We start from the raw sequence: 21,673 nt of genomic DNA, 5'->3' as shown, positions 1-21,673 counted from the left end.
TTTAAGATTTTTTTATTTTTCTTAACATTTTTTTGGTCTCTTCTCTTCCTATCTCTATAATTTCGTACGCTTTATGAAAATCGAGTGTTCCAGCAATGCTTTGAGGAATCTCTATAAGAATATCAGGAGGATATCCACCCAGCCTATAATTTGAGAGGGTTTTTTGCATTGTCTCAATAGCCATATCTACAATATCAAAGAGATGATACTCATCTTGTTTATCTTCAAATATTTTCCTAGTTTTTTCCATCACATCTTTTGCTATAGTCTCAAGCCTTGACTCTCTTTGAATAATTTCATCAGGTATCCGAACAGATAAAGACTCACCCTCTCCAAGCAACGACACAGCTATTGTCAAATCACTAGGGCTTGACATAGTAGGAGCAACTGGCAAAGGGTTCAAAACACCTCCATCTACCAAAAGCATTCCATCCTTTTCGACGGGGGTAAAAAAAGATGGAATAGCAATAGAAGCTCTTATGGCTTCAAGTAGATCTCCTTTTTGAAACCATACTTCTCTATGTTTTTTGAGATCTGTAGCAACAGCAGTATAGCTATAAGGGAGATCCTCTATATTGACATTTCCCAAAATTTGGCGAAGTTTTCTTTTGACGCGCTCTCCGCCAACAAGCCCTCTTTTATCAAAAGAGAAATCAAGTAACTTCATTACATCAAAAGCATCAAGTCCCAAAACCCACTCTTTATATTCATCCAGTTTCCCAGCCGCATAGAGCCCACCGATAAGAGCTCCCATGGATGCACCACTAATTGCTATTATTTCAAAATGCTTTTCAATCTCCTCTATAGCTCCAATATGAGCATATCCTCTTGCACCTCCACTTCCAAGAACTAAAGAGATCTTCTTCTTTTTCATTTTCCCACGCCTTGCAAAAAGAGCTCCACTACTTGTGAAGGGTTCAGATCTTTATCATGAACGATCCAGTATTCAACATATCCGTTTGTATAAGAGTTAAAAAGATATGCTAATTTCAAAAAGTCCTGTTCTTGAAGAGGTCTTTGCGAGTGAAGTTTTTGAAACCATGAAGCCAATAGCATATGAATCGGCTCAATAAGTGTATATTGCTTTTTGCCCATCTTTAAAAAGAAAAGAGGATCTCCTAATAATGGATCTTCTAATGCTTTTCTTTTTTGCTTGAACACCTCAAACTTGAGATTAACGTAGAGTTGCAAACATTGAAGCGAATCATCTATATTATTTGTTTTTTCTTGTAACATTGTATAAAATTTTTCTATTTGAAACTGAATATAGGCCAAAATAAGATCATCTTTCGAGGTAAAAATCTTATAGATCGCCCCTACAGATATACCTAAATGTTTAGCTATATCTTGCATTTTAAGATCTGCGAACCCTTGTTCCTCAAAAAGATTGGAGATCGCTTCAAGTAAAATCTCTTTTTTTGTCTCTATGATCTTTTGCTTGATAGTCTCTTTCATCATTACCTCTTCTTTGCAACCATTATAACTCAGCTACTCTTAATGAAAAATTATATATCATTTTTGTGAATCTCATTCACAGGGGTAGATATGAGCAAAAAAATAGGCTCAGTAGTTATTATTCTCCTTATTATTTTATTTGGATATCTTGGATTTGACTATCTCCACTATAGAAAAGTCAATGCTGTAAGCGACGCAGCCTTTATCAAAAGTGATGAACTTGTGATGCTTAGTTTTAAAGTAGGCGGCAAAGTAACAAAAATGACCAAAACAGAGCACCAGCCTATAAAAAAAGGTGAACTCTTGGCTATAGTAGATGATACAGACTTTCGCAAAGCAAAAGAGAAATTAGAGCATAAAAAGGAGGCTTTGATAAAAAAAATAGAGGCTTTACAGCTAAAACGAGAGAGACTCAAAAAAAATCTTATTTTGCAAAGTGAAATAGCAAACCAGAAGATCAAAGCTTTGCAAAAAGAGATCGAGGCAAAAAAATCTCTGTTGGAAGCAAATAGAGTTAAACTTATTAAACTCCAAAAAGATGAAAAACGCTTTAAAAATCTTCTTCAAAAGCGACTCATCGCAAAAGAGAAGTATGAAAATATCCACACGCAAACAATAGCGATGCAAAAAGAGCTAAAAGCGATGCAAAAAGCAATAGCTGCACTCCTTATCAAACAAAAAGAATTACAAGATAGAGCCAAAATAGCAAAAAACCAAGAAAAGTCTATCTTAGAGCTCTCCAAAGAGATTGAGTCACTGGAAAAAGAGAAAGCTGCATTAAAAAGTGCAATCGGCGAGCTCAACCTCAAACTATCCTATACAAAGCTCTATGCTCCTTTTGATGGAATCATTGCTAAGAAATTCTTCGATACTCCAGAAATAGTTAAAAAAGGAAGCCCTGTCTATGCTGTTACTGATCCTAAAAAGCTCTATTGCGAAGTACTGCTTTCAGAAAAGAAGATGCACGGAGTAAAGTCTGGAAATCGTGTTACAATAAATGTCGATGCAGTTCCAAACAAAACATACCATGGGATAGTAGAGTCAATTGCTCCTACATCTGCCTCCACTTTTAGCTTGGTGCCCAGGGATATAGCAAGTGGGGAATTTACCAAGCTTGACCAAAGATTTAAAGTGAGAATAAAACTTGATAGTATTGAAGGGCTTAGAGCAGGTATGGGTGCCTCTGTGGCAATAAGAAGAGACATTGGACATTAGACATTGGACATTAGACATTGGACATTGGAAAAATTTATGGAACAAAAGCTTAAGAATTTAGATATTTATAAAAAATCTATCCGTTTAAGTAAAGAAATTTGGGAAATTTATACCAGATTGCCACTTGATTTAAAATTTTCTATAGGGAAACAGGTTTTAGCTTCAATAGATTCAATTGGTGCAAATATATCTGAGGGATTTGGTGGATTTCATTATAAAAATAAAATAAAATTTTTTTATAATGCAAGAGGGAGTCTGTGGGAGAGCAAGCATTGGATATATCTTTTATATCAAAGAAGTCTTATTAAAAAGAAAGAGTATGAGTGGTTTATTAAGGAATTGGAAATATTGGGTAAAAAATTAAACAGTTTTATCTCAAAAACAGGAAATTCCAATGCCTAATGTCCAATATCCAATGTCCAATGACAACAATCCTTGGGATATAACCCCCACAGAGCGTGCAATCTTCTCTATCATTGTGATGGTAGGGGCATTTATGGCAATTTTAGATACTACTGTTGTAGATGTCATCGTCCCAAAACTCACAGGTCCCCTCGCCACAGATATGTATGGGGTACAGTGGATTATTACAAGCTATATGATAGCGGCGGCTATTGGCCTGCTTATTACCGAATGGCTCATTAAAACATACGGCTCAAAAGCCATTTTTTTATCAGGTGTAGCTCTTTTTGGTGCAGCCTCCCTCGCATGTGGTATTGCAAACACTCTTGAAGAGATGATCATTTTTCGTATTATCCAAGGTGTAGGCGAAGCTTTTATCATGGTCACAAGTCATATCATGATTTTTAGCTACTTTCCACCCCATCAAAAGGGTTTGGCTATGGGGATCTTTGCATTAGGAGTCAGTTTTGCTCCAGCCCTTGGCCCGACAGTGGGAGGATATTTGACTGAATTTTATAACTGGCGTATGGTGTTTTTCATCAATGTCCCAGTAGGTATTTTACTTCTTATCTCCGGTATCATCTTCTTACCAAAAGAGCGCCTCTTTGAAAAACTGCGATTTAATTTTATTAGCTTCATACTTCTTAGCTTTGCAACAGTCTCACTACTTGTCATGCTCTCTAAGGGACAGCAGTTTGGATGGTTTAACAGCTCTTTTATAGGAGTGCTTCTTTTTTGCACCATTATTGGCTTTTTGCTCTACGCTCTTGTGGAGTTTAACTCTAAATATAGGCTTATAGATTTCTCTTTGTTTAAAAATCCCGACTTTTTTAACGGCATGATGATTTACTTTTTCATCCTCGGCTTTTCTATGTATCAATATTTTTATCTGCTACCTGTCTATTATGAGCGAATTAAAATGCTTCCAACTCTCAATGCTGGTATTGCCGTTTTTGCATTTGCAGTTTTCATAGGAATCTTCTCTCCACTTGCAGGTATGCTTGCAGATAAAATTGGAGCAAAAAAAACGGTTGCACTGGCAGCATTTGTCTATGTCGCCACTTCTGTACTTTTGCTACCAAAACTCAACTACTATACCCCAATGCACCAGGCAATGCTTTTAACCATCCCTTTTGGTATTGGCATGGGACTCTTCTTCGCTCCTGTGACTGTTATGGTAATGCAAAGCGCGCCACCACATAAAGGTGAACTTGCCATTGTACTTATGGACTACTTTCGTTTCGTGGGAGGCAGTTTTGGTACAGCTCTTGCAACAAACAATATGGAATATTTTAAAAATATGCATTTTTTGCGTATGAATGAACTACAAAATTATGAATATCTTAACTATTTTCTTCATAAACTACAAAATCTTCTCGGTATAAGCTGGGAGCAAATAAAGATCATATTTGGTAGTTTTGAAGAGTTTATGAGCTTTAATTATGGCTTTTACAATACATTCATGCATGCAGGCTACTGGGGAGTTTTTGGTACGATTTTTGTACTTTTACTCTTTTTGATAAAACCAAAGGAGAACCAATGAAAAAAATCTTAGCCCTCTTGTCTCTTCTCTTACCCCTTTTTGCACAAAACTATACACAGATGTTGCAAAAAATAGATAATTCATTGCTTTTCCAGCAGGCACAAAAGCTAACTATTGCTTCAAAGAAAATAGCTGAGGCGGCTCAAGGTAAAAATCTACCATCACTTGATGCATCTTTACAAGCTATTCATCTCCAAGAGACTCCAACGATGTATTTGCATATGCCTCAAATGCCTGTAACGGGTCTTCCTATGGGCAAAAAAGAGCAGTGGCAAGGAGAACTGCGACTCACTTATCCACTCTTTAGCGGTTTTGCAATTACAGCTGCTATCCACAAAGCCAAACTAGAGTATCAAAAAGCAAAGCTCAAAAAAGATGATCTCAAAAGAAATCTCTATATGCAAATAACTATGCTTTATAGTTCAATCTTTGCATTAAAGCAAAAACTGCAAGCTTTGCAAAAAGCACATGAAGCGATAGAACTGGCTTATAAAAAAGCGAAAGGTTTCCATGATAAAGGGCTGCTAGCTCCAAGTGAACTTTATAATCTCGAAGCCAAAAAGTATGGAATTGCAGCAGATATAACACAAACGAAGGGACAAATCACTGCACTTTATAATGATATTTCCCATATACTCAATACAAAAATCTCTACCATCGATGGTCTTGTATCGTTTCCAGAGCCGCAAAAAGCACATATTCTTCAAACTGCTATGCAACAAAGAGAAGATCTAAAAGCTTTGCAAAAGAGTTTAAGAATCAATGAAGAGGATATTATTCTAGCTAAAAGCTCCTATTATCCTAAAATTGCGCTCATTGCAGCACTCAAAAAGCATGGAGATAGTATAGCCCTCAATGGCGATGGATTTACAAATGCAGATCAAAGCTATGCAGGAGCAGTTTTTCAGTGGAATCTGTTCTCAGGACTAAGTGATACGCGAACGGTAGAAGCTGCCAAAATTAAAAAAGCAGCAACCGCCTTGCAAATAGCTGAATATAAAAAGAAAATCGCTACAAATATTAACAATGCTTTTGTTAAACTTGCTGTGCTCCAGCAAAAACTCAAAAGTGCACAGGCTCAGGTCAAAGCACAAAAAGAGTACTACAAACTAACCCAGGGAAGATTTGATAATCAGCTTACAAGTGCAGATGAGCTGAGTCGTTCCATCGCAGATCTTGCAGCAGCAAAAGCGAAAAAAGCAGCTATAAAGGCAGAGATTTTCAATCAAAAAGCTTATATCTATCTACTCAGTGGACTTAAAAACTTTGAAAAAGTTGCACTACAACGATAAGAGGCAAAACCTCTTATCAATGCTCTTTGATATAGGCTTTTTCTCCATGAATTGCTTCATCGAGTCCCTCTATCTCATCATCACGGCTTACACGAAGTCCAACTGTTTTATCAACAATTTTGAATATTACATAACTCAAAATTATAGTATAGATACCAACAACTAACAGCGCTAGTAACTCTTTGCCCAAAAGTCCAGCTCCACCGCCATACATTAGTCCACTTGCACCACTAATATCTTCTTTAGCAAAGATTCCAAGCAAGATAGCACCTAGCATTCCACCTACACCATGCACACCAAAAACATCAAGACTATCGTCATATTTGAATCTATTTTTGAGATATACTACTGCCCAAAAACAGATAACCGCTGCAGCAACACCAATAACTATCCCACCAAAAACATCAACAAAACCAGAAGCTGGAGTTATTGTAGCAAGTCCTGCGATTATCCCAGTAAAAAGACCAAGGCTTGTAGGCTTTTTAAACTTGATCCACTCTAGCACCATCCAAACTATTCCTCCAACAATTGCTGCAAGAGTTGTCACAAATGCTGCACTCACTGCTTGTGCATTCATCGCTAACGCGCTTCCACCGTTAAATCCAAACCAACCAAACCAAAGAAGTCCTGTACCAATAGCCACAAGAGGTAAAGATGAAGGAAGCATAAATGGCTCTTTACGCTTACCAAGAAGGATCGCTCCTACTAATGCGGCAAGTCCACTTGTCTCATGCAGTACTATTCCTCCTGCAAAATCAAGTACACCTATTTTACTTAGCCATCCACCACCCCAGATCCAGTGAGCTACTGGAAAATAGACAATAGTTGACCAAAGAAGAGAAATGAGCATCCACGCACCAAATTTCATTCTCTCCACAAATGCTCCAGCCATAAGTGCCGTTGCAATTGCTGCAAACGTCATCTGAAAAAAGACAAAAAGGTAATGGTAGAGATTTGGTGCTGCAGGTGCTGCATCACTAGGTTTGATAGAGTTGAGGAAAAAATATTGTAAATTCCCAATAAAACCACCAATATCTGGTGCAAAAACCAATGAATAGCCATATACAATCCATACCAAACTCACTATCCCAAATGCCACCATCACCATCATAATGGTATTGAGTATACTTTTAACTTTGGTAAGTCCACCATAAAAGAGCGCTAACGCTGGAACACTCATAAGAAGTACTAATGCAGTAGAAACCAATATCCAAACATTATCTGCGACTACTATTTTTTCCATCTTTAAATAGCCTCTTCGTCTTCTTCACCAGTTCTAATACGAATTACTTTTTCTATATCGCTTACAAAAACTTTTCCATCTCCAATTTTTCCAGTTCTTGCACTCTCTACAATAGCTTTAATAACTTGCTCTACATTACTAGCTGGAACTACAACTTCTATTTTTACTTTTGGCAAAAAATCCACTACATACTCTGCCCCTCTATAAAGCTCAGTATGCCCTTGCTGACGACCATATCCCTTGACCTCTGTAATAGTCATTCCGGTAATTCCAATCTCTGTTAATGCCTCTTTCACATCTTCTAGTTTAAAAGGCTTAATTATTGCCTCAATCTTTTTCATAAAAAACTCCTCTTTTTGTTTTTTTTATTGTAAAAAAATTAGTCTTTAATAATCATAAGAATAGTAATTACAAACAAAGCTTTTTTCCTAACTACACTTAAAAATGATGTTAGAACTTTTTTGGATATTTGAAAACTCTGTTGTTTTAAAAAGAAAAGTTTTTAAAAAGTCTCATTTTATGGGTTATTTGCCTATTAGAGCCAATTTTAAGGGGATTTTTGGGCAACAAGATGTGACAATGCTCGCTTCACTCACATAAAACATAAACGCTTCGCCATGCGAGCCTAAAAAAGCCGAGCATAAAGATAAATCGAAAACTTAATATAAGGCAGCTGTTTACTTTCTGTATCGAAGCGAAAATATATAATATAAGTTTACTTTATGATAAAAACCAAGCAGAACAAATTTAAATTTGTTAACCTGTGAACTTACATATAAAAATTAAAAAAGCTTATTCAAAATTTTTAAAAGATTTTCAATCTCTCTAAAAATAGCATATCCTACAACTTAAACTTCTCCTCAATATCTTTTGCCAAAGCAAAACCTTTGAAAGTTAAACTCTCATCATTTACATACTGCTCTTGCTTCAACTCCTTTAAAAGTCTTTTACCCTCTTTGAGTGTAAAAAGATGTGAATTTTCTAACATCAAAAGAATATCTTTGAAACTCTCATCCTCTTTTTTCTTAGCAAGTGCAAGAAGCAATACTTTTTTATTAATATCCATTTTAATTCCTTTATTATTGTAAAAAAGCTATAATATCCAAAATTTTTTATAGAGGAAAATATGGCGGATCTGTTCGAAAATAATCAAGACATTCAAGAGATCGATATAGAAGAATCGGTCAAGAGTAGCTACCTTGACTACTCTATGAGCGTCATCATAGGCCGTGCTCTACCTGATGCAAGAGATGGCCTCAAACCGGTTCATAGACGTATCCTCTATGCTATGAATGAACTTGGTCTCACAAGCCGCGCAGCATACAAAAAGAGTGCAAGGATCGTGGGAGATGTAATAGGTAAATACCATCCTCATGGCGATAGCGCAGTCTATGAAGCACTTGTACGAATGGCACAGCCTTTTTCTATGCGACTGCCACTTGTTGATGGTCAGGGAAACTTTGGTTCCATCGATGGTGATAGCCCCGCAGCGATGCGTTATACAGAAGCGCGCATGACAAGCCTTGCTGAAGAGCTCTTACGCGATATTGACAAAGATACAGTCGATTTTGTACCAAACTATGATGATACACTCTCTGAGCCTGACGTGCTTCCTACTCGCGTGCCAAATCTTTTGCTCAACGGCTCAAGCGGTATTGCAGTGGGTATGGCAACAAACATCCCTCCCCATAGGCTCGATGAGCTTGTCGATGCCCTTTTGGTCATTTTAGATAATCCCCAAGCAGAGCTCGCAGAAATTATGGAGGTACTCCAAGGTCCAGACTTCCCAACTGGCGGCATCATTTTTGGAAAGCAAGGAATTCTCAACTCCTACAAAACTGGTCGTGGCCGCATTAAAGTGCGTGCAAAGACACATATCGAAAAACTCAAATCTCGCGAAGTAATTGTTATTGATGAGCTTCCTTATCAAGTCAACAAAGCACGCCTCATAGAGCAAATCGCTCAACTTGTAAAAGAAAAACAGATTGAAGGTATCAGTGAAATACGCGATGAGAGTGATAGAGAGGGCATTCGCGTAGTGATTGAGCTTAAAAAAGATGTAATGAGTGAAATTGTACTCAATAACCTTTTCAAATCCACACAGATGGAAGTGACATTTGGGATCATTTTACTTGCAATTGTCAATAAAGAGCCAAAAGTTTTCACACTTTTGGAGCTTTTACACCTTTTCCTCAATCACCGTCGCACTATTGTTATTCGCCGCACTATTTATGAGCTTGAAAAAGCAAAAGCTAGAGCCCATATCCTCGAAGGCCTTCTCAAAGCTCTCGATAATATCGATGAAGTAATCGCAACGATTAAAGCCAGTGAAGATACGCCAACAGCACGTATAAATTTGGTAGAGAAATTCGATCTCACCGAGATCCAAGCAAATGCTATTTTAGATATGAAACTCCAACGCCTCACAGGGCTTGAGCGAGAAAAGCTTGAAAATGAATACAAAGAGCTTATGGAGCGCATAGCATATTTGCAAAGCATTTTGCGCAGTGAAGAGAAGCTCAATGAGATTATCAAAGAAGAACTCATTGAAGTCAAAGAGAAATTCTCTACGCCTCGCCTTACAGAAATTGTCGAAGACTACAATGAAATTGACATCGAAGATTTAATTCCTAATGAGCCAATGGTCGTAACTATTACACATCGCGGCTATATCAAACGCGTACCACTAAAGCAGTATGAGAAACAAAAGCGAGGTGGCAAAGGAAAAACAGCTATAACAACCTATGAAGATGATTTTATTGAAGACTTTTTCATCTCCAATACTCACGATACACTCATGTTTGTTACTGATCGTGGGCAACTCTACTGGCTTAAAGTCTACAAGATCCCAGAAGCTGGTCGTACAGCTAAAGGCAAAGCGGTTGTAAACCTCTTACAACTTGAGCCTGATGAGAAAATCATGGCAATTATCCCAACAACAGATTTTAGCCAGGATAAATCACTAGCATTTTTTACCAAAAACGGTATTGTCAAGCGAACAAACTTAGCTGAATTTAGCAATATTAGAAGCAAAGGTGTACGAGCTATTACTCTTGATGACGATGATGAGCTTGTTACCGCAAAAATTGTCAAGCCCGAGACAAAATGGCTCTTTATTATTACCAAAAAAGGGATGTGCATCCGCTTTCCAGTAAATGATGTACGTGAAATGGGACGAAGTGCAAGAGGTGTCACAAGTATTCGCTTCAAGTATGAAGGCGATTGTGTCGTTGGAGCAGAAACTATTCGCAGTGAAGAGCAAGAACTCTTGACTGTGAGTGAAAGAGGTATTGGAAAGAGAACCGAGGCGAGTGAATATCGTGAACAGAGCCGTGGTGGCAAGGGTGTGATTGCTATGAAGCTTACACCAAAAACAGGTGATGTTGTAGGTGTAGTCACAGTAGAAGCAAATAAGGATCTCATGGTACTCACCTCAAGTGGCAAGATGATTCGTATCGATATGGAGAGCATTAGAAAGGCTGGCCGCAATACCAGTGGTGTGATGATTGTACGCCTCGAAAAAGGCGATAAAGTGATTAGCATTGCAAAATGTCCAAAAGAGGAAGAGGAGGAAGAAATTGAGGAAATTTAATGTTGCAGTAGTAGGTGTCACAGGTGCAGTGGGCGAAGAGATGCTGCGCGTCATGGAAGAGGTTGATTTTCCAGTAGCAAAGCTTGTACCTCTAGCTAGCAAGCGTAGTGCTGGGAGTAGTATAGAGTACAAAGGCAAAGAATACACGGTACAAGAGCTTACAGAAGATATTTTTGAAAAAGAGGATGTGGAAATTGCACTCTTTAGTGCGGGTGGCAGCGTCTCTGCACATTACGCTCCCCATGCAGCTGAAGCTGGTGCAGTGGTCATAGATAATACAAGCCATTTTCGTATGGATCCAGAAGTACCTTTAGTGGTTCCTGAAGTAAACCCCGAAGACATCGCAGCATGGAAAACAAAAGGTATCATTGCAAATCCAAACTGCTCAACCATTCAGATGGTACAAGCACTTAAACCTTTGGATGATGCTTTTGGAATTACAAGAGTGGATGTGGCAACATACCAAGCAACGAGTGGAGCTGGTAAAAGTGCAATGGATGAAATGGTCAATCAGATGAAAGATTTTTTCAATTTCAAACTTGATGAGAGCGAGAAGAAAAAATTTCCTCACCAAATAGCACTTAATGTTATCCCGCAAATAGATAAATTTCTCGATAACGGCTATACAAAAGAAGAGATGAAAATGGTCAACGAGACCAAGAAAATTATGCATAAAAACATTGAAGTGAGCGCTACATGTGTGCGTGTGCCAGTGCTGCGTGGTCATAGCGAAGCTGTAACTGTATGGTGTGAAAAAGATATCACACCTGAAGCTGCCCGCGAAGCCCTCTACAATGGCAAAAACATTGTAGTTATGGATGAGCCGCAAAAGAGTATCTATCCTATGCCAATAACTGTCGTAGACAAAAATGAAACATACGTTGGACGTATTCGCAAAGATGTCTATCGTGATAATGTATTGCATATGTGGGTAGTAGCTGATAACCTCAGAGTCGGTGCAGCAACAAATGCAGTGAGAATTGCTTTGAAGTGGATAGAGATGGAGAGTGCATGAAGTATTTAGAAAACGCATTTGAATGGCTTTTGTGGGAGGGTAGACTCTTTATCCTCCTCGCTGTCATATTTGGAATGCTTGGAGCGCTTATACTCTTTGTAGTGGCAAGCATTGATATTTATCATGTTGCTCATTATACTTATGACGCACTGAGCAGTGCACACCACCCGCCAAATTTTCATGAAAAGATAGTGGGTGAAATTATTGGTGCAGTTGATCTCTATCTCATTGCAGTAGTGATGCTTCTTTTTAGTTTTGGGTTGTATGAGCTTTTTATCTCAAAAATTGATCCTGCTGAAAGTAGTGAATCAAGCGGAATATTAAAGATAAAAAGCCTCGATCAACTCAAAGATAAGCTTGCAAAAGTAATAGTTATGGTTCTCATTGTAAGCTTTTTCAAGCGAGTTATCAATATGGAGTATCATGGAGCATTGGAGATGCTCTATTTTGCTCTCTCTATTCTTGCATTAGGATTAGCTCTTTACTTTATGCATAAAGGTGCAGAACAACATTAAGGATTATTCATGGTTTTCATTGATGCATGTTTTCGTAAAAAAACCCCCTACACTCCCATCTGGATGATGCGCCAAGCAGGGCGCTATCTGCCAGAATATATGGAGGTACGCAACAAAGCTGGAGATTTTTTGACACTTTGTAAAAATCCAGCAATGGCTGCTGAAGTAACTTTGCAACCGGTTGAGATTTTGGATGTGGATGCGGCAATTTTATTTAGTGATATTTTAGTAATCCCCCTTGAGATGGGAATGGATCTTCGCTTTGAAAAAGGTGAAGGACCTGTTTTTAGCGATCCTGTACGTACAATGGAAGATCTTGAACGTCTCTACGACTATCCAGAAGAGAGACTTACCTACGTGTATGATACGATTAAAATCGTAAGAGAAAAACTCCCAAAAGATAAAGCTCTCATCGGTTTTAGCGGTGCTCCTTGGACATTAGCGACATACATGGTAGAAGGAAGCGGCTCAAAAACCTATGCAACCATCAAAAAGCTTATCTATACAGATCCAGAATTTATGCATGCACTGATGATTAAAATTACTGAAGCTGTCAAAGCATATCTTGTAAAGCAGATTGAAGCCGGCGTGAATGCAGTGCAGATCTTTGATAGCTGGGCAAGTGCACTGGAAAAAGAGAAATATTTTGAGTTTGGCTGGGACTATATGGTTGATATTGCAGAATTTCTCAAAGAGCGCTATCCACATATCCCTGTGATTCTCTTTCCAAAAGGCATTGCAGGCTATTTAGATAAGATTTATGGCAGATTTGATGTTTTTGGCGTTGACTGGGGAACGCCGATAGAGCTTGCAAAAGAAAAACTTGGTGATAAATATGTCTTACAAGGCAACATGGAGCCAACTAGACTCTACTCCAAAGAAGCTACCAAAGAGGGAGTAGAAAAGATTATTGAAGTAATGGGAGCAAAACCTGGTCATATCTTCAACCTTGGCCATGGAATGTTGCCAGATCTTCCCGTAGAGAATGCCAAATATCTCGTAGAACTCGTTCACGATTTAACACGCAGATGAGCATTATTTTTGGTCCTATAAATTCCAGGAGATTTGGACTCTCTCTTGGAATTGATTTATCGCCATTGCAAAAATCTTGCAATTTTGATTGCCTCTATTGTGAACTTAAACCTGCTAAGCCTATAGATACTACTCTCAATCCACCTCGTGTGGAAGAAGTTATCAAAGAGACACAAGAAGCTTTGCAAGAGTTTAGCAATGTTGATGTAATTACTGTAACAGCAAACGGTGAGCCAACTCTCTATCCCTACCTCGATACACTTGTCGATAAGCTCAATAAAATCAAAAAGAATAAAAAGCTTCTTATCCTCTCCAATGCAAGCCGTATCAATGAGTCATCTATCCAGCAGACACTTACAAAGTTTGATATTGTCAAACTCTCTTTAGATAGTGCCAATCAACGCACATTCAAACGTCTCGATCGTCCTTTAAAGGGTATTGAAATAGAAAATATTATCAAAGGAATGATTGAGTTTCGAAAAATCTATAAAAGCTTTTTTGTTATTGAGGTTTTAGTGGTCCAAGGCATCAATGATAAACCACAAGAGTTTGAAGCACTCAATAAAGTACTCCAACAAATAAATCCCGATCGCATCGATATTGGCACAATCGACCGCCCACCAGCATATAAAGTAGAGCCAGTAAGCTATGAAAAACTTTTTGAACTATCAAAAAAGATTAAAAATCTTCCAGTTACTATCGTTTCAAGGAAAAAAGAGCACAGTTACAATCTTCATCTAAACAAACAAGAACTTATCGATCTTCTTGCTCATAGACCCCTTACAAAAGAAGATGTTGATACGCTTTTTGATAAAGCTACAAAAGATTTAGTAGATAAACTCCTACAAATTCACCAACTTCAAGAAAAAAAGGTTGGGAATGTAACATTTTTGGAAATTGTAATCTAGATCCAATTTCTATTACTTTCATGCCTTTTTAAACAATTTTTTCAACTTCCAAGCAATTTAAAATGATAGTTATTATCATTATAAGAATTATATAAGGTAAAGCACCTTATTATTTTAATAATGATTTTCATATTCAATAAAAAGGGGCCATCATGACCACAGGAATCAAAAGCAAACAGGCAAAAAAAATTCTCACTGATGCTTGCATTATATTTTTAAAAGCTAAATACTCAAAAATAAAAATAAGGAGAAAATCATGACAGTACCAACAGCTTTTTTTGAAAAAGTTTTAAAGCCGGATATAAGTTCAATATTAGAGTTAGCTTCTATGAATGAAATGATATGCCAATACAATTTCGATATAACCACACTTAACAATAGAGATTATAAACAGAGAAATGCTCTTTTTTATGCTATCTATTTTAACAACTTGGAAAACTGCAAATTTCTGCTTAAAAACAAAATCTCTCTTTGGGTAGAACCACAATATCACGCATTAGATTTTGCAAGATCATTAAGAAATAAAAAATGCTATGACTATATTTTGCTTTTTTTAAATGATAAATATATTTTTTCATAAGGAGGAGATGCTATGAACTATCCTAGTGAGTTTATTATTACAGAATTTACTGACGGGTATGTAGAAGAGGATTTTTTGTTTCATGAATTAGGGTTTGAGTATGCATTGGATATTTTGGAAATTCCTGATGAGTTTCTTGAAGATGTTGAATATATTGCAGATGAGGGATTAAAAATCTATCTTGATGAAAGAAAGATAGAAGAGTATATAGGTATGGATTGGTATTACAATCTTTTACCTTATGAAGCAAAATTAACTATATAAAGGATCCGATTATGACAAAAATTATCTATGCAACACAAACGGGAAATACAGAAAATATAGCAAACCAAATTGCCCAAAAAATTGGTGAAAATGTAGATGTTGTCGATATTGCAAACGCAACAAAAGATGATTTTGAAGAGGCTGATTTTTTGATTATGGGAACTTCTACTTGGGGCGAGGGAGAATTGCCTGATGAGCTTGAAGGAGCTATGCCACTTATTGAATCTTTGGACTTAAAAAATAAAAATATCGCTCTTTTTGGCTTGGGAGATCAAGAGGAGTATGGAGAATATTTTGTCAATGCTTTGGGAATTTTGTATGAAAAACTTAAAAACAAAGGAGCCAATATCGTAGGTTTTACCTCAACCGATGGGTATGAGTATGATGAAAGTAAAGCTGAGATTGAGCCAGGAGTTTTTTGTGGATTAGTTTTGGATGAAGATAATCAAGATGATCTTACCGAACAAAGAGTCGATAGATGGCTTGAAGAAATTAAGCCCTATATAAAGTAGGAGTTGCAATGCGACTAGCTGGATTTATCATAAAAAATGGGAGAATTTATGAGATTCTCCCTAAGACCTGTTACTTTGAAAGTATAAGTGAAAGAAGAAGGCTCTTTTTTGAAATAATCAATTTTACAATGCCAAAAAGTTTTCGCTTTAATTTACAAGAGTATGATTTTACAAACCAAAACATAGCTCAAATTTTTATGCAAAAAATTGTCTCACTTCTACCCTTTTGGGAAACTGCATTGCTATTTTTAATGCAAACAAATTTTCAATTTTTAATAAATTTAGATAAAGTATTTTTATACATTGTCTATAAAAGAATTTTAAAGAAAAATCCTAAAAAATTTGTCTCAATACAACCTCCATTTATCTATATTGATAATGGCAAAAGAAAAGTAAGAATCCATCCTCTATGGAAATCCAATTTTAATAAAACTACTATAGAAAAAGAGATACAAATAATGGAGAAAAATGTAGAGCACTATATCGTTCTTCCAAAACAAAACTACTTTTACCGCTACAAATCTATCTACCACCAAAATTGTGAGATTTTACGCATTGTGCCATATTCATTCTCTTTTTTTAAAAGAGCCAAAGCCGTCTCATAAACGGCTTGGCTTTTTATATCGATTTAGCAGATATAATCCCAATAAAAGTAAAGCTACGCCAATTTGAGCGGTCGCTGTCTCAATTGTTGGAGAGTATCCAAAATAATCCCTTAAAAACTGCCAGTTTGGCAAAAAGATTGATGGAGTAGCACTTATAATATTTGCCGTTTGCAATCCTCTTATCCCTGCACCTACAAAAATGACTGAAAGGATAGATAACAAAAATCCAGTTACTTTAAAAAAGAGATTAATCGGCAGTTTTTTTATACCCTTTATTAGTAATACAGCTACAACAATAATAACTGCCAAACCAATTACAAATCCTATCCATACCGCCTGAGGATAAGAGTCTTGTGCTAAAGCTTCATAAAAAAGCACCGTTTCAAAACCTTCACGATACACTACCAAAAATCCTATAAAAAGCAGAGTAACAACACTTCCTATTTTTATAGATTTTTCGCTCAGTTCTTTTGCATAAGCAACCCACCCTTTTACATAGGTATTATGAAATATCCAAGCAGTCACAAATATAAGCATAATTGCCGCAAGCAAAGCACTACCGCCTTCTATAAGTTCACGATTTGAAGTTGAAATACTAATAATCTCTTTTGCTATGTAATAGGTTGCAATTGAAGCAAAAACTCCTAAAGTTACGCCACCAAAAAGAAAGATTTTATCTTTTTTACTATTAAAAAGCACAAGTAAAACTGCCAAAACTAAAACAGCCTCAAGACCTTCTCGAATAATAATCATCATCGATTGAAGCATAGAATTGGCATAGGAAAGTTTTGATTCTAGCTCAATTTGAGCTTGTTGTAACTTTTCTTTCAATATTGCTATAGTTTTTGGCAAATTCTTTATATCTTTATGCGCAAGCTCATATCCCAATCCTTTTATACCACCAAAGCCATCCCAAAAAAGCCCTTCAATTTCAGTAGCCAAAGCCGGATCTCTTGGTTTTAATCGCACCTCAATATCTGGATCAAAAAAGCTGTATGCTTCAAGTCTAAAAAAATCAGCCTGTTTAAAATTATTCTCTTTTGCCATTTTTAGCATTGCATTTAAACTACTGTTTATGTGAGAGACTATCTCTTTTGGAGTCTCTTTTATATCTTTAAGTCCTGTGGCAGTGAGCACAATTTTTTTAGCCTCTTTTGTTAGCGTTTTAACCTCTTTTTTATTCTTCTTTTTTTCAATATTAGAAATAATTTTTTCATAAATTGCAAGCAGTTTTTGAAAATCTTCTGGATTTATATTAGAAGATAGAGTCAAAATTTTTTCTTTTGCTCTTGCACTAAAAATAACAGCTTCAGTATATTCTAAATTATTTTTTATATTGCCTTCATCATCTATGCCATTTGAGTAATCAAATGCTGTCAGTTTATTGTATCTAATGAATGACTTTACATTTGCTTGAAACTCTTTAGGTGAGAGCTTTTTTGATTTAAGAAGCAAAATCTCTTTTTGCAAGGAGACAAGTGCCTTTTTAAAAGCCTCTTTGTTTTTCTCTTTTATCGCCTTTTCAAGCTTGTTTATATCGATATTTTTATCAAGCACAGTAAAATACTCTTTTATGAAAAAAAGTTTTTCAAGTGGTTTTTGGTTTACTTTCAAATCCGATTTTTCAAGTGCGATAAAAAGCTTTTTGATCTTTTTAGCAAATAAAATCTCTTTCTTTACATCTTCATCAAAATCAAGCATATCAATTAGATCGAACATCTTTTTATCATAAGCTCTTGATTCAAGTTTTACAATGAGCTTTGCTTTTGCTTTTAAAAATGCTTCTAAACTTTTGGCACTCTTTATAGCTTTCAATTCTCTTAAAAGATTAAGTTTTTGTGCTGTACTTTGAAAAAAATCAAACTTTTCATCCAAAAAATTTTGATGCTGTAAAATTGCCATCTGTTTGTGAAACAGCTCTTTATCTAAATAGTATCGTTGCTTCCAAAGCTCCATACCAAAAAGAATCTGAATACATAAAGCAAGGAGAAAAACTCTTTTCATCTATATCTCCTTGCTATCTTGCGCCATTAAAAATTTTGGTATAGGAATGTTTCTATGAAGCGATTTTATAACCAGCTCCTCATAGGCAATCTTATACCAAAGTTTTGCCTCAAGTTTTTTTATTTTTTTTCCATTCAATGGAATTTTATAGGTAATTGTCTGTGAACTTTTTGGTGGAATTGGTGGTCGTGTAAGAATAATATCGGCTGTTTTAAAAGTTAGGTGATCCATTATAATATTGCCTTTTTTATCCAAAAATCTCTCTGCCCAAATGACAACATCTTTTTCTCTATCACTCTCACCACTATTAAAAATTGTGCTGTTATTGTCATCAATAGCTTTTAACTGCAACCAGATATGTTTTTGATCTATTACTCCTGTTGGCAGGTTATGCCCAGCTCCTACATTACTTACCTTTACTTTGACTTCAAGCTCATTGCCAATCTGTTTTTGAGAGATAATCTCTACTTTTGCTGCTGCTTTTAAAAACTTTTCTGTTGTTGGTCGCTGTTTATCCATTAATTCAAAATATTTTTTTACACTCACTCCTGGCAATACTCCACCTCTTATAAATAAAAGCTTCTCTTTTAAACTCGTATCTTGTAATACATGATTTCCTCCCCAAAAATTGTGTGAATATTTTTTTGGTTTTTTTATGATTCCTTTTTGCAAATTGGAAATAAACTCAACCGGTTTATAATTCATATGGCAATCTTGGCATGTAATATTATTTTTTGCATACCAGCTGTTTTTCCACTCATCATAGGTGCTTTGTGCTTTTAGCACTTTTGTTGAAGGAGTTACTGGAGGATAATATCGTTCATTATGGCATGCTCCGCAAAACGCTGAACTTCTTAAAAGCTCATTTGTTTTTGCACTTCCAAAAGCCCTTGCATGGTCTCTTGGACTTGCTAGGATGGCTGAGCCACTTAAATTATCATACGCTTTATTTAGATCAAATGTAACTGCTCCATTACCAGTTTGTGGATCTGCCTTGGTAGCTGTATGGCAAAAGACACACGCCAAACCTTCTGTTTGCACATCGCTTGGCTCTACACTTATTATTGGGTTATTGCGCCCCATTGCAACTTCCATAGGATTGTGACAACTATCACAAAATCGTGAAAGTTCTCTTCCGTGATGCCTTTTTTTAATTTGCACATTTGCCTCAATGGAGTTATCATAAATCAAATCTCTACCACTGATACTATGCAAAGATGGTACCCACTCCTCAAACTCTTTTTTGTGACATTTCACGCAGGCTGAAGAGCTTGGAATTGCTTTTGGATTTCCCATCTTTCCATCGGCAGTTGCCAAATGCCCCGGAAAAAATGGCTGATCTGTTCCCCAAGGAGTTGAGTAAAAAAGAATATCTTTAACATCTACTCCTTTATACTCTTTTTTAGGTGTAAGTATGTAGATTATACCTACACCTAAAAGAGAAAAGATAAAAGAAAAAAGAATAATCTTTTTATATTTTTTCATCTATTGTCCTTGTGTTTAAAAGATAGATGCAAAACAAAAAGCAGAGTAAAAAAAACTGCTATAATCAAGTGAATATTGGATATAAAATCATAGGTTTCAAAGCGGTAATAGAGTGGTTTGAAAAAATAGCTTAGATACGGAATAAAATGGGCTAAACCGCTCACAAAAAGAACTATTAAAAGTGCCAGCATAAAATATGAAAGCTTTATAAAACTTGAACTGTTAGCCCGCAATTTTGAGGTTTTGATATGTTTTGGAAGAGTATAGAGCAGATAGAAAACAAAAAGCACACCCAGCCACAAATGAATATTTAAAATAGTCTCTGCGGCACTCCAATTAAGTGGTGCCGCAAAGTAGTAGACAAATCCGCTTACAAGCATTACCACCGCAATGGCAATGGTATATAAAGCATAGTTTTTCATTACACATTTGGCTTGATATGCAATTTCTTAGCCGCTTTTGCCATAAGTGCGCTTAATCTATCTGCCATATCTTGAGCCTGGGATGCATAAGCATCAGCATCTTCTGGTTTAAAAATATGCCCGGATTGCTCTTTCATATAAATGTCATCTACAAATGAGACCAAATCATAAAAAGCAAGTCTAATTTGACTATCTAGTTTTGGATCGACTTTTTTAAGTTTTGGATGAATTGCTGCTTCATATGCAACTTTAAGCCCGCCACTGATTCCTTTAATATCAAAAATTCTTGAAAGTGCCACAAAGGCTTCAGATTTACCAAGGATTCTACTGTTTTTCCAATCCTCAAAATAATCGCCCATTGTCGGAATCATTGTAAGCTCAGCCGTAAATACATCGGTGAGATTCATTTTAAGATTCTTTACTTTGTCTTTTAACTCTTTTGTATACTTTTCAAAATTATCCGCTACGCATTTAAGCCATTTTGCATTTGGAAGAGCTTCTCCTTTTGTAATTTGTCCATCACCATTTAGATCCACTTTTTTAGCGACATAGCCTTCATGCGTTCCCCAAAGGGTTGGCTCAAGCAGATAGTGAAAAAAGTTTCCAGGTCTTTTTGTGTTGAATTTGCATTTATATGGGCACTTCAAATCAAAAGGCGCTACATCTTCATTGCCTTCGCTTGCAGGAATTCCAGCATCTAAAATAAGGTCATATTTTGCAGTTTGTGGCATACCAGCAACAAGTCCTTCAATAATCTCATAGTTGCTTGATGCTTCAAGCCACGCCCTTTTCATCTGTTCTATATCTTTTGTAAGATCTTTTTTGTTTTGCTTCCAGGCTTTGTCATAATTGAAATGAAAAGTCTTTATATCTTCATAATAGTCATCCGCAATATCTTTAAGCTTTTTTGCCTCATTATACAGCTTTGTAGCATGCTCAAGCTCAAACTCTTTTACTTTATCTATTTCAGCATTTGCAAAAAGATTCCCTGCAAGAGCTAAGCTTACAACTATTCCCATTGCTATTTTTTTCATCTTCTCTCCTTTTTAGATTAATCTCTACTATTTGCAATATTGCCTATCTCTTTATCAATCATAAAAAGACCTCTACCTTCTGTGCCAATAATCTCAAACTTATCTAAAATTCCTTTAAAGAGAGCCTCTTCTTCATGTTGCTCTGCGGTATACCACTGTAAAAAGTTAAATGTAGAATAATCTTTTAACTGTAAAGTAAAATCTACTAAATCAAAGATTTTTTGTGTGATAAACTGCTCATGCTTATATGTTTTTTCAAAAACTTCTTGCAATGAAGAAAACTCATTTTCAGGCGCTTTCATATCGGTTATAATGGCTTGCGCGCCTGTTTCGTTGATATATTGAAAGAGTCTTTCCATATGCTCCATCTCTTCAGCTGCATGTTGATTTAAAAATCGAGCTGACCCTTCAAACCCTTTTGCCTTGCACCAAGCGCTCATCGCTTTGTAGATATTTGCCGATTCAAACTCCAGCATCATCTGCTCATTGAGTCTCTCATAAAGCTCTTTTTTTAACATGTCTATCCTTTTGATTGTTTTGGCAAAAATGCCTTAA

General features: G+C 36.2%; 23 protein-coding genes. 13 read left to right on the top strand and 10 right to left on the bottom strand.

Features of this window, described 5'->3' with window-relative positions; translation table 11 throughout:
* Position 1: 1 nt before the first annotated feature.
* The gene (locus JG738_RS02620) at positions 2–874 is read right to left on the bottom strand and encodes a patatin-like phospholipase family protein (protein ID WP_201338222.1); all 873 of its coding nucleotides are present in this window, start codon (positions 872–874) and stop codon (positions 2–4) included.
* Entirely contained in the window at positions 871–1,458 is a 588-nt protein-coding gene (locus JG738_RS02615) for a TetR/AcrR family transcriptional regulator (protein WP_201338220.1), read from the bottom strand. The genes JG738_RS02620 and JG738_RS02615 overlap by 4 nt, the downstream gene beginning before the upstream one ends.
* Positions 1,459–1,545: 87 nt before the next feature.
* Between JG738_RS02615 and JG738_RS02610 the strand changes: the two genes are divergently transcribed.
* The 4 genes from JG738_RS02610 to JG738_RS02595 are packed head-to-tail and all read left to right on the top strand — an operon-like array spanning position 1,546 to position 5,907.
* Positions 1,546–2,670, top strand: a complete 1,125-nt coding sequence (locus JG738_RS02610; protein ID WP_201338218.1) for an HlyD family secretion protein — start codon at positions 1,546–1,548, stop codon at positions 2,668–2,670.
* Positions 2,671–2,706: 36 nt separating this feature from the next.
* Positions 2,707–3,072, top strand: coding sequence for a four helix bundle protein (locus JG738_RS02605; protein ID WP_201338217.1), 366 nt, complete (start codon positions 2,707–2,709; stop codon positions 3,070–3,072).
* Positions 3,065–4,615, top strand: a complete 1,551-nt coding sequence (locus tag JG738_RS02600) for a DHA2 family efflux MFS transporter permease subunit (protein ID WP_236583202.1) — start codon at positions 3,065–3,067, stop codon at positions 4,613–4,615. The genes JG738_RS02605 and JG738_RS02600 overlap by 8 nt, the downstream gene beginning before the upstream one ends.
* Complete coding sequence (locus JG738_RS02595) at positions 4,612–5,907, top strand: TolC family protein (RefSeq protein WP_201338216.1); 1,296 nt, start codon at positions 4,612–4,614, stop codon at positions 5,905–5,907. The genes JG738_RS02600 and JG738_RS02595 overlap by 4 nt, the downstream gene beginning before the upstream one ends.
* Positions 5,908–5,923: 16 nt before the next feature.
* On the opposite strand, the gene JG738_RS02590 is transcribed toward JG738_RS02595, so the two are convergent.
* The 3 genes from JG738_RS02590 to JG738_RS02580 form a co-directional block, all read right to left on the bottom strand.
* Complete coding sequence (locus JG738_RS02590; RefSeq protein WP_201338214.1) at positions 5,924–7,150, bottom strand: ammonium transporter; 1,227 nt, start codon at positions 7,148–7,150, stop codon at positions 5,924–5,926.
* A gap of 2 nt (positions 7,151–7,152) precedes the next feature.
* Positions 7,153–7,491: a P-II family nitrogen regulator gene (locus tag JG738_RS02585; RefSeq protein WP_201338212.1), complete on the bottom strand. Its 339-nt coding sequence runs from the start codon at positions 7,489–7,491 to the stop codon at positions 7,153–7,155.
* A 500-nt stretch (positions 7,492–7,991) separates the two neighbouring features.
* On the bottom strand, positions 7,992–8,216 hold the full coding sequence (locus tag JG738_RS02580; protein WP_201338210.1) for a hypothetical protein: 225 nt from the start codon (positions 8,214–8,216) through the stop codon (positions 7,992–7,994).
* A gap of 60 nt (positions 8,217–8,276) precedes the next feature.
* Here JG738_RS02580 and gyrA point away from each other — a divergent pair, with 60 nt between their 5' ends.
* The 9 genes from gyrA to JG738_RS02535 all read left to right on the top strand — a co-directional run bounded on the left by gyrA (position 8,277) and on the right by JG738_RS02535 (position 16,173).
* Positions 8,277–10,742, top strand: a complete 2,466-nt coding sequence (gene gyrA, locus JG738_RS02575; protein WP_201338208.1) for a DNA topoisomerase (ATP-hydrolyzing) subunit A — start codon at positions 8,277–8,279, stop codon at positions 10,740–10,742.
* On the top strand, positions 10,729–11,757 hold the full coding sequence (locus JG738_RS02570; protein WP_201338206.1) for an aspartate-semialdehyde dehydrogenase: 1,029 nt from the start codon (positions 10,729–10,731) through the stop codon (positions 11,755–11,757). The genes gyrA and JG738_RS02570 overlap by 14 nt, the downstream gene beginning before the upstream one ends.
* Positions 11,754–12,272: a YqhA family protein gene (locus JG738_RS02565; RefSeq protein ID WP_201338204.1), complete on the top strand. Its 519-nt coding sequence runs from the start codon at positions 11,754–11,756 to the stop codon at positions 12,270–12,272. Before JG738_RS02570 ends, JG738_RS02565 begins: the two co-directional genes overlap by 4 nt.
* A gap of 9 nt (positions 12,273–12,281) precedes the next feature.
* The gene (hemE, locus tag JG738_RS02560; protein ID WP_201338202.1) at positions 12,282–13,304 is read left to right on the top strand and encodes a uroporphyrinogen decarboxylase; all 1,023 of its coding nucleotides are present in this window, start codon (positions 12,282–12,284) and stop codon (positions 13,302–13,304) included.
* Positions 13,301–14,212, top strand: coding sequence for a radical SAM protein (locus tag JG738_RS02555; RefSeq protein WP_201338200.1), 912 nt, complete (start codon positions 13,301–13,303; stop codon positions 14,210–14,212). The genes hemE and JG738_RS02555 overlap by 4 nt, the downstream gene beginning before the upstream one ends.
* Before the next feature lie 256 nt (positions 14,213–14,468).
* Positions 14,469–14,792, top strand: a complete 324-nt coding sequence (locus tag JG738_RS02550; RefSeq protein WP_201338199.1) for a hypothetical protein — start codon at positions 14,469–14,471, stop codon at positions 14,790–14,792.
* Between the two features lie 12 nt (positions 14,793–14,804).
* Entirely contained in the window at positions 14,805–15,056 is a 252-nt protein-coding gene (locus tag JG738_RS02545) for a hypothetical protein (protein ID WP_201338197.1), read from the top strand.
* 11 nt (positions 15,057–15,067) lie between these two features.
* Positions 15,068–15,568 carry a flavodoxin gene (locus JG738_RS02540; protein ID WP_201338195.1) on the top strand — a complete coding sequence of 167 codons (501 nt, stop codon included), beginning with the start codon at positions 15,068–15,070 and terminating at the stop codon, positions 15,566–15,568.
* Positions 15,569–15,576: 8 nt separating this feature from the next.
* Positions 15,577–16,173: a hypothetical protein gene (locus tag JG738_RS02535; RefSeq protein ID WP_201338193.1), complete on the top strand. Its 597-nt coding sequence runs from the start codon at positions 15,577–15,579 to the stop codon at positions 16,171–16,173.
* Here the strand turns inward: JG738_RS02535 and JG738_RS02530 are convergent.
* The 5 genes from JG738_RS02530 to ftnA are packed head-to-tail and all read right to left on the bottom strand — an operon-like array spanning position 16,168 to position 21,636.
* Positions 16,168–18,177: an FTR1 family protein gene (locus JG738_RS02530; RefSeq protein WP_201338191.1), complete on the bottom strand. Its 2,010-nt coding sequence runs from the start codon at positions 18,175–18,177 to the stop codon at positions 16,168–16,170. The genes JG738_RS02535 and JG738_RS02530 overlap by 6 nt on opposite strands.
* Positions 18,178–19,662 (bottom strand): multiheme c-type cytochrome, encoded by a 1,485-nt coding sequence (locus tag JG738_RS02525; protein ID WP_201338189.1) that lies wholly within the window; start codon positions 19,660–19,662, stop codon positions 18,178–18,180.
* Positions 19,659–20,084 (bottom strand): hypothetical protein, encoded by a 426-nt coding sequence (locus JG738_RS02520; protein WP_201338187.1) that lies wholly within the window; start codon positions 20,082–20,084, stop codon positions 19,659–19,661. Before JG738_RS02520 ends, JG738_RS02525 begins: the two co-directional genes overlap by 4 nt.
* Complete coding sequence (locus JG738_RS02515) at positions 20,084–21,118, bottom strand: imelysin family protein (RefSeq protein WP_201338185.1); 1,035 nt, start codon at positions 21,116–21,118, stop codon at positions 20,084–20,086. Before JG738_RS02515 ends, JG738_RS02520 begins: the two co-directional genes overlap by 1 nt.
* Positions 21,119–21,135: 17 nt before the next feature.
* Positions 21,136–21,636 carry a non-heme ferritin gene (ftnA, locus tag JG738_RS02510; RefSeq protein ID WP_199200596.1) on the bottom strand — a complete coding sequence of 167 codons (501 nt, stop codon included), beginning with the start codon at positions 21,634–21,636 and terminating at the stop codon, positions 21,136–21,138.
* Between the last annotated feature and the right edge of the window lie 37 nt (positions 21,637–21,673).

Source organism: Nitratiruptor sp. YY08-26 (assembly GCF_016593215.1).
GTDB classification, from domain to species: Bacteria; Campylobacterota; Campylobacteria; order Campylobacterales; family Nitratiruptoraceae; genus Nitratiruptor; species Nitratiruptor tergarcus.
The sequence above is the reverse complement of the archived record's forward strand: the minus strand, read 5'-3'. Positions and strand labels throughout refer to the sequence as shown.

Bases quoted from the DNA above. Each gene is read 5' to 3' on its own strand.
- JG738_RS02620 (WP_201338222.1), bottom strand. From the start codon at position 874: ATGAAAAAGAAGAAGATCTCTTTAGTTCTTGGAAGTGGAGGTGCAAGA.
- JG738_RS02615 (WP_201338220.1), bottom strand. From the start codon at position 1,458: ATGATGAAAGAGACTATCAAGCAAAAGATCATAGAGACAAAAAAAGAG.
- JG738_RS02610 (WP_201338218.1), top strand. From the start codon at position 1,546: ATGAGCAAAAAAATAGGCTCAGTAGTTATTATTCTCCTTATTATTTTA.
- JG738_RS02605 (WP_201338217.1), top strand. From the start codon at position 2,707: ATGGAACAAAAGCTTAAGAATTTAGATATTTATAAAAAATCTATCCGT.
- JG738_RS02600 (WP_236583202.1), top strand. From the start codon at position 3,065: ATGCCTAATGTCCAATATCCAATGTCCAATGACAACAATCCTTGGGAT.
- JG738_RS02595 (WP_201338216.1), top strand. From the start codon at position 4,612: ATGAAAAAAATCTTAGCCCTCTTGTCTCTTCTCTTACCCCTTTTTGCA.
- JG738_RS02590 (WP_201338214.1), bottom strand. From the start codon at position 7,150: ATGGAAAAAATAGTAGTCGCAGATAATGTTTGGATATTGGTTTCTACT.
- JG738_RS02585 (WP_201338212.1), bottom strand. From the start codon at position 7,491: ATGAAAAAGATTGAGGCAATAATTAAGCCTTTTAAACTAGAAGATGTG.
- JG738_RS02580 (WP_201338210.1), bottom strand. From the start codon at position 8,216: ATGGATATTAATAAAAAAGTATTGCTTCTTGCACTTGCTAAGAAAAAA.
- gyrA (WP_201338208.1), top strand. From the start codon at position 8,277: ATGGCGGATCTGTTCGAAAATAATCAAGACATTCAAGAGATCGATATA.
- JG738_RS02565 (WP_201338204.1), top strand. From the start codon at position 11,754: ATGAAGTATTTAGAAAACGCATTTGAATGGCTTTTGTGGGAGGGTAGA.
- hemE (WP_201338202.1), top strand. From the start codon at position 12,282: ATGGTTTTCATTGATGCATGTTTTCGTAAAAAAACCCCCTACACTCCC.
- JG738_RS02555 (WP_201338200.1), top strand. From the start codon at position 13,301: ATGAGCATTATTTTTGGTCCTATAAATTCCAGGAGATTTGGACTCTCT.
- JG738_RS02550 (WP_201338199.1), top strand. From the start codon at position 14,469: ATGACAGTACCAACAGCTTTTTTTGAAAAAGTTTTAAAGCCGGATATA.
- JG738_RS02545 (WP_201338197.1), top strand. From the start codon at position 14,805: ATGAACTATCCTAGTGAGTTTATTATTACAGAATTTACTGACGGGTAT.
- JG738_RS02540 (WP_201338195.1), top strand. From the start codon at position 15,068: ATGACAAAAATTATCTATGCAACACAAACGGGAAATACAGAAAATATA.
- JG738_RS02535 (WP_201338193.1), top strand. From the start codon at position 15,577: ATGCGACTAGCTGGATTTATCATAAAAAATGGGAGAATTTATGAGATT.
- JG738_RS02530 (WP_201338191.1), bottom strand. From the start codon at position 18,177: ATGAAAAGAGTTTTTCTCCTTGCTTTATGTATTCAGATTCTTTTTGGT.
- JG738_RS02525 (WP_201338189.1), bottom strand. From the start codon at position 19,662: ATGAAAAAATATAAAAAGATTATTCTTTTTTCTTTTATCTTTTCTCTT.
- JG738_RS02520 (WP_201338187.1), bottom strand. From the start codon at position 20,084: ATGAAAAACTATGCTTTATATACCATTGCCATTGCGGTGGTAATGCTT.
- JG738_RS02515 (WP_201338185.1), bottom strand. From the start codon at position 21,118: ATGAAAAAAATAGCAATGGGAATAGTTGTAAGCTTAGCTCTTGCAGGG.
- ftnA (WP_199200596.1), bottom strand. From the start codon at position 21,636: ATGTTAAAAAAAGAGCTTTATGAGAGACTCAATGAGCAGATGATGCTG.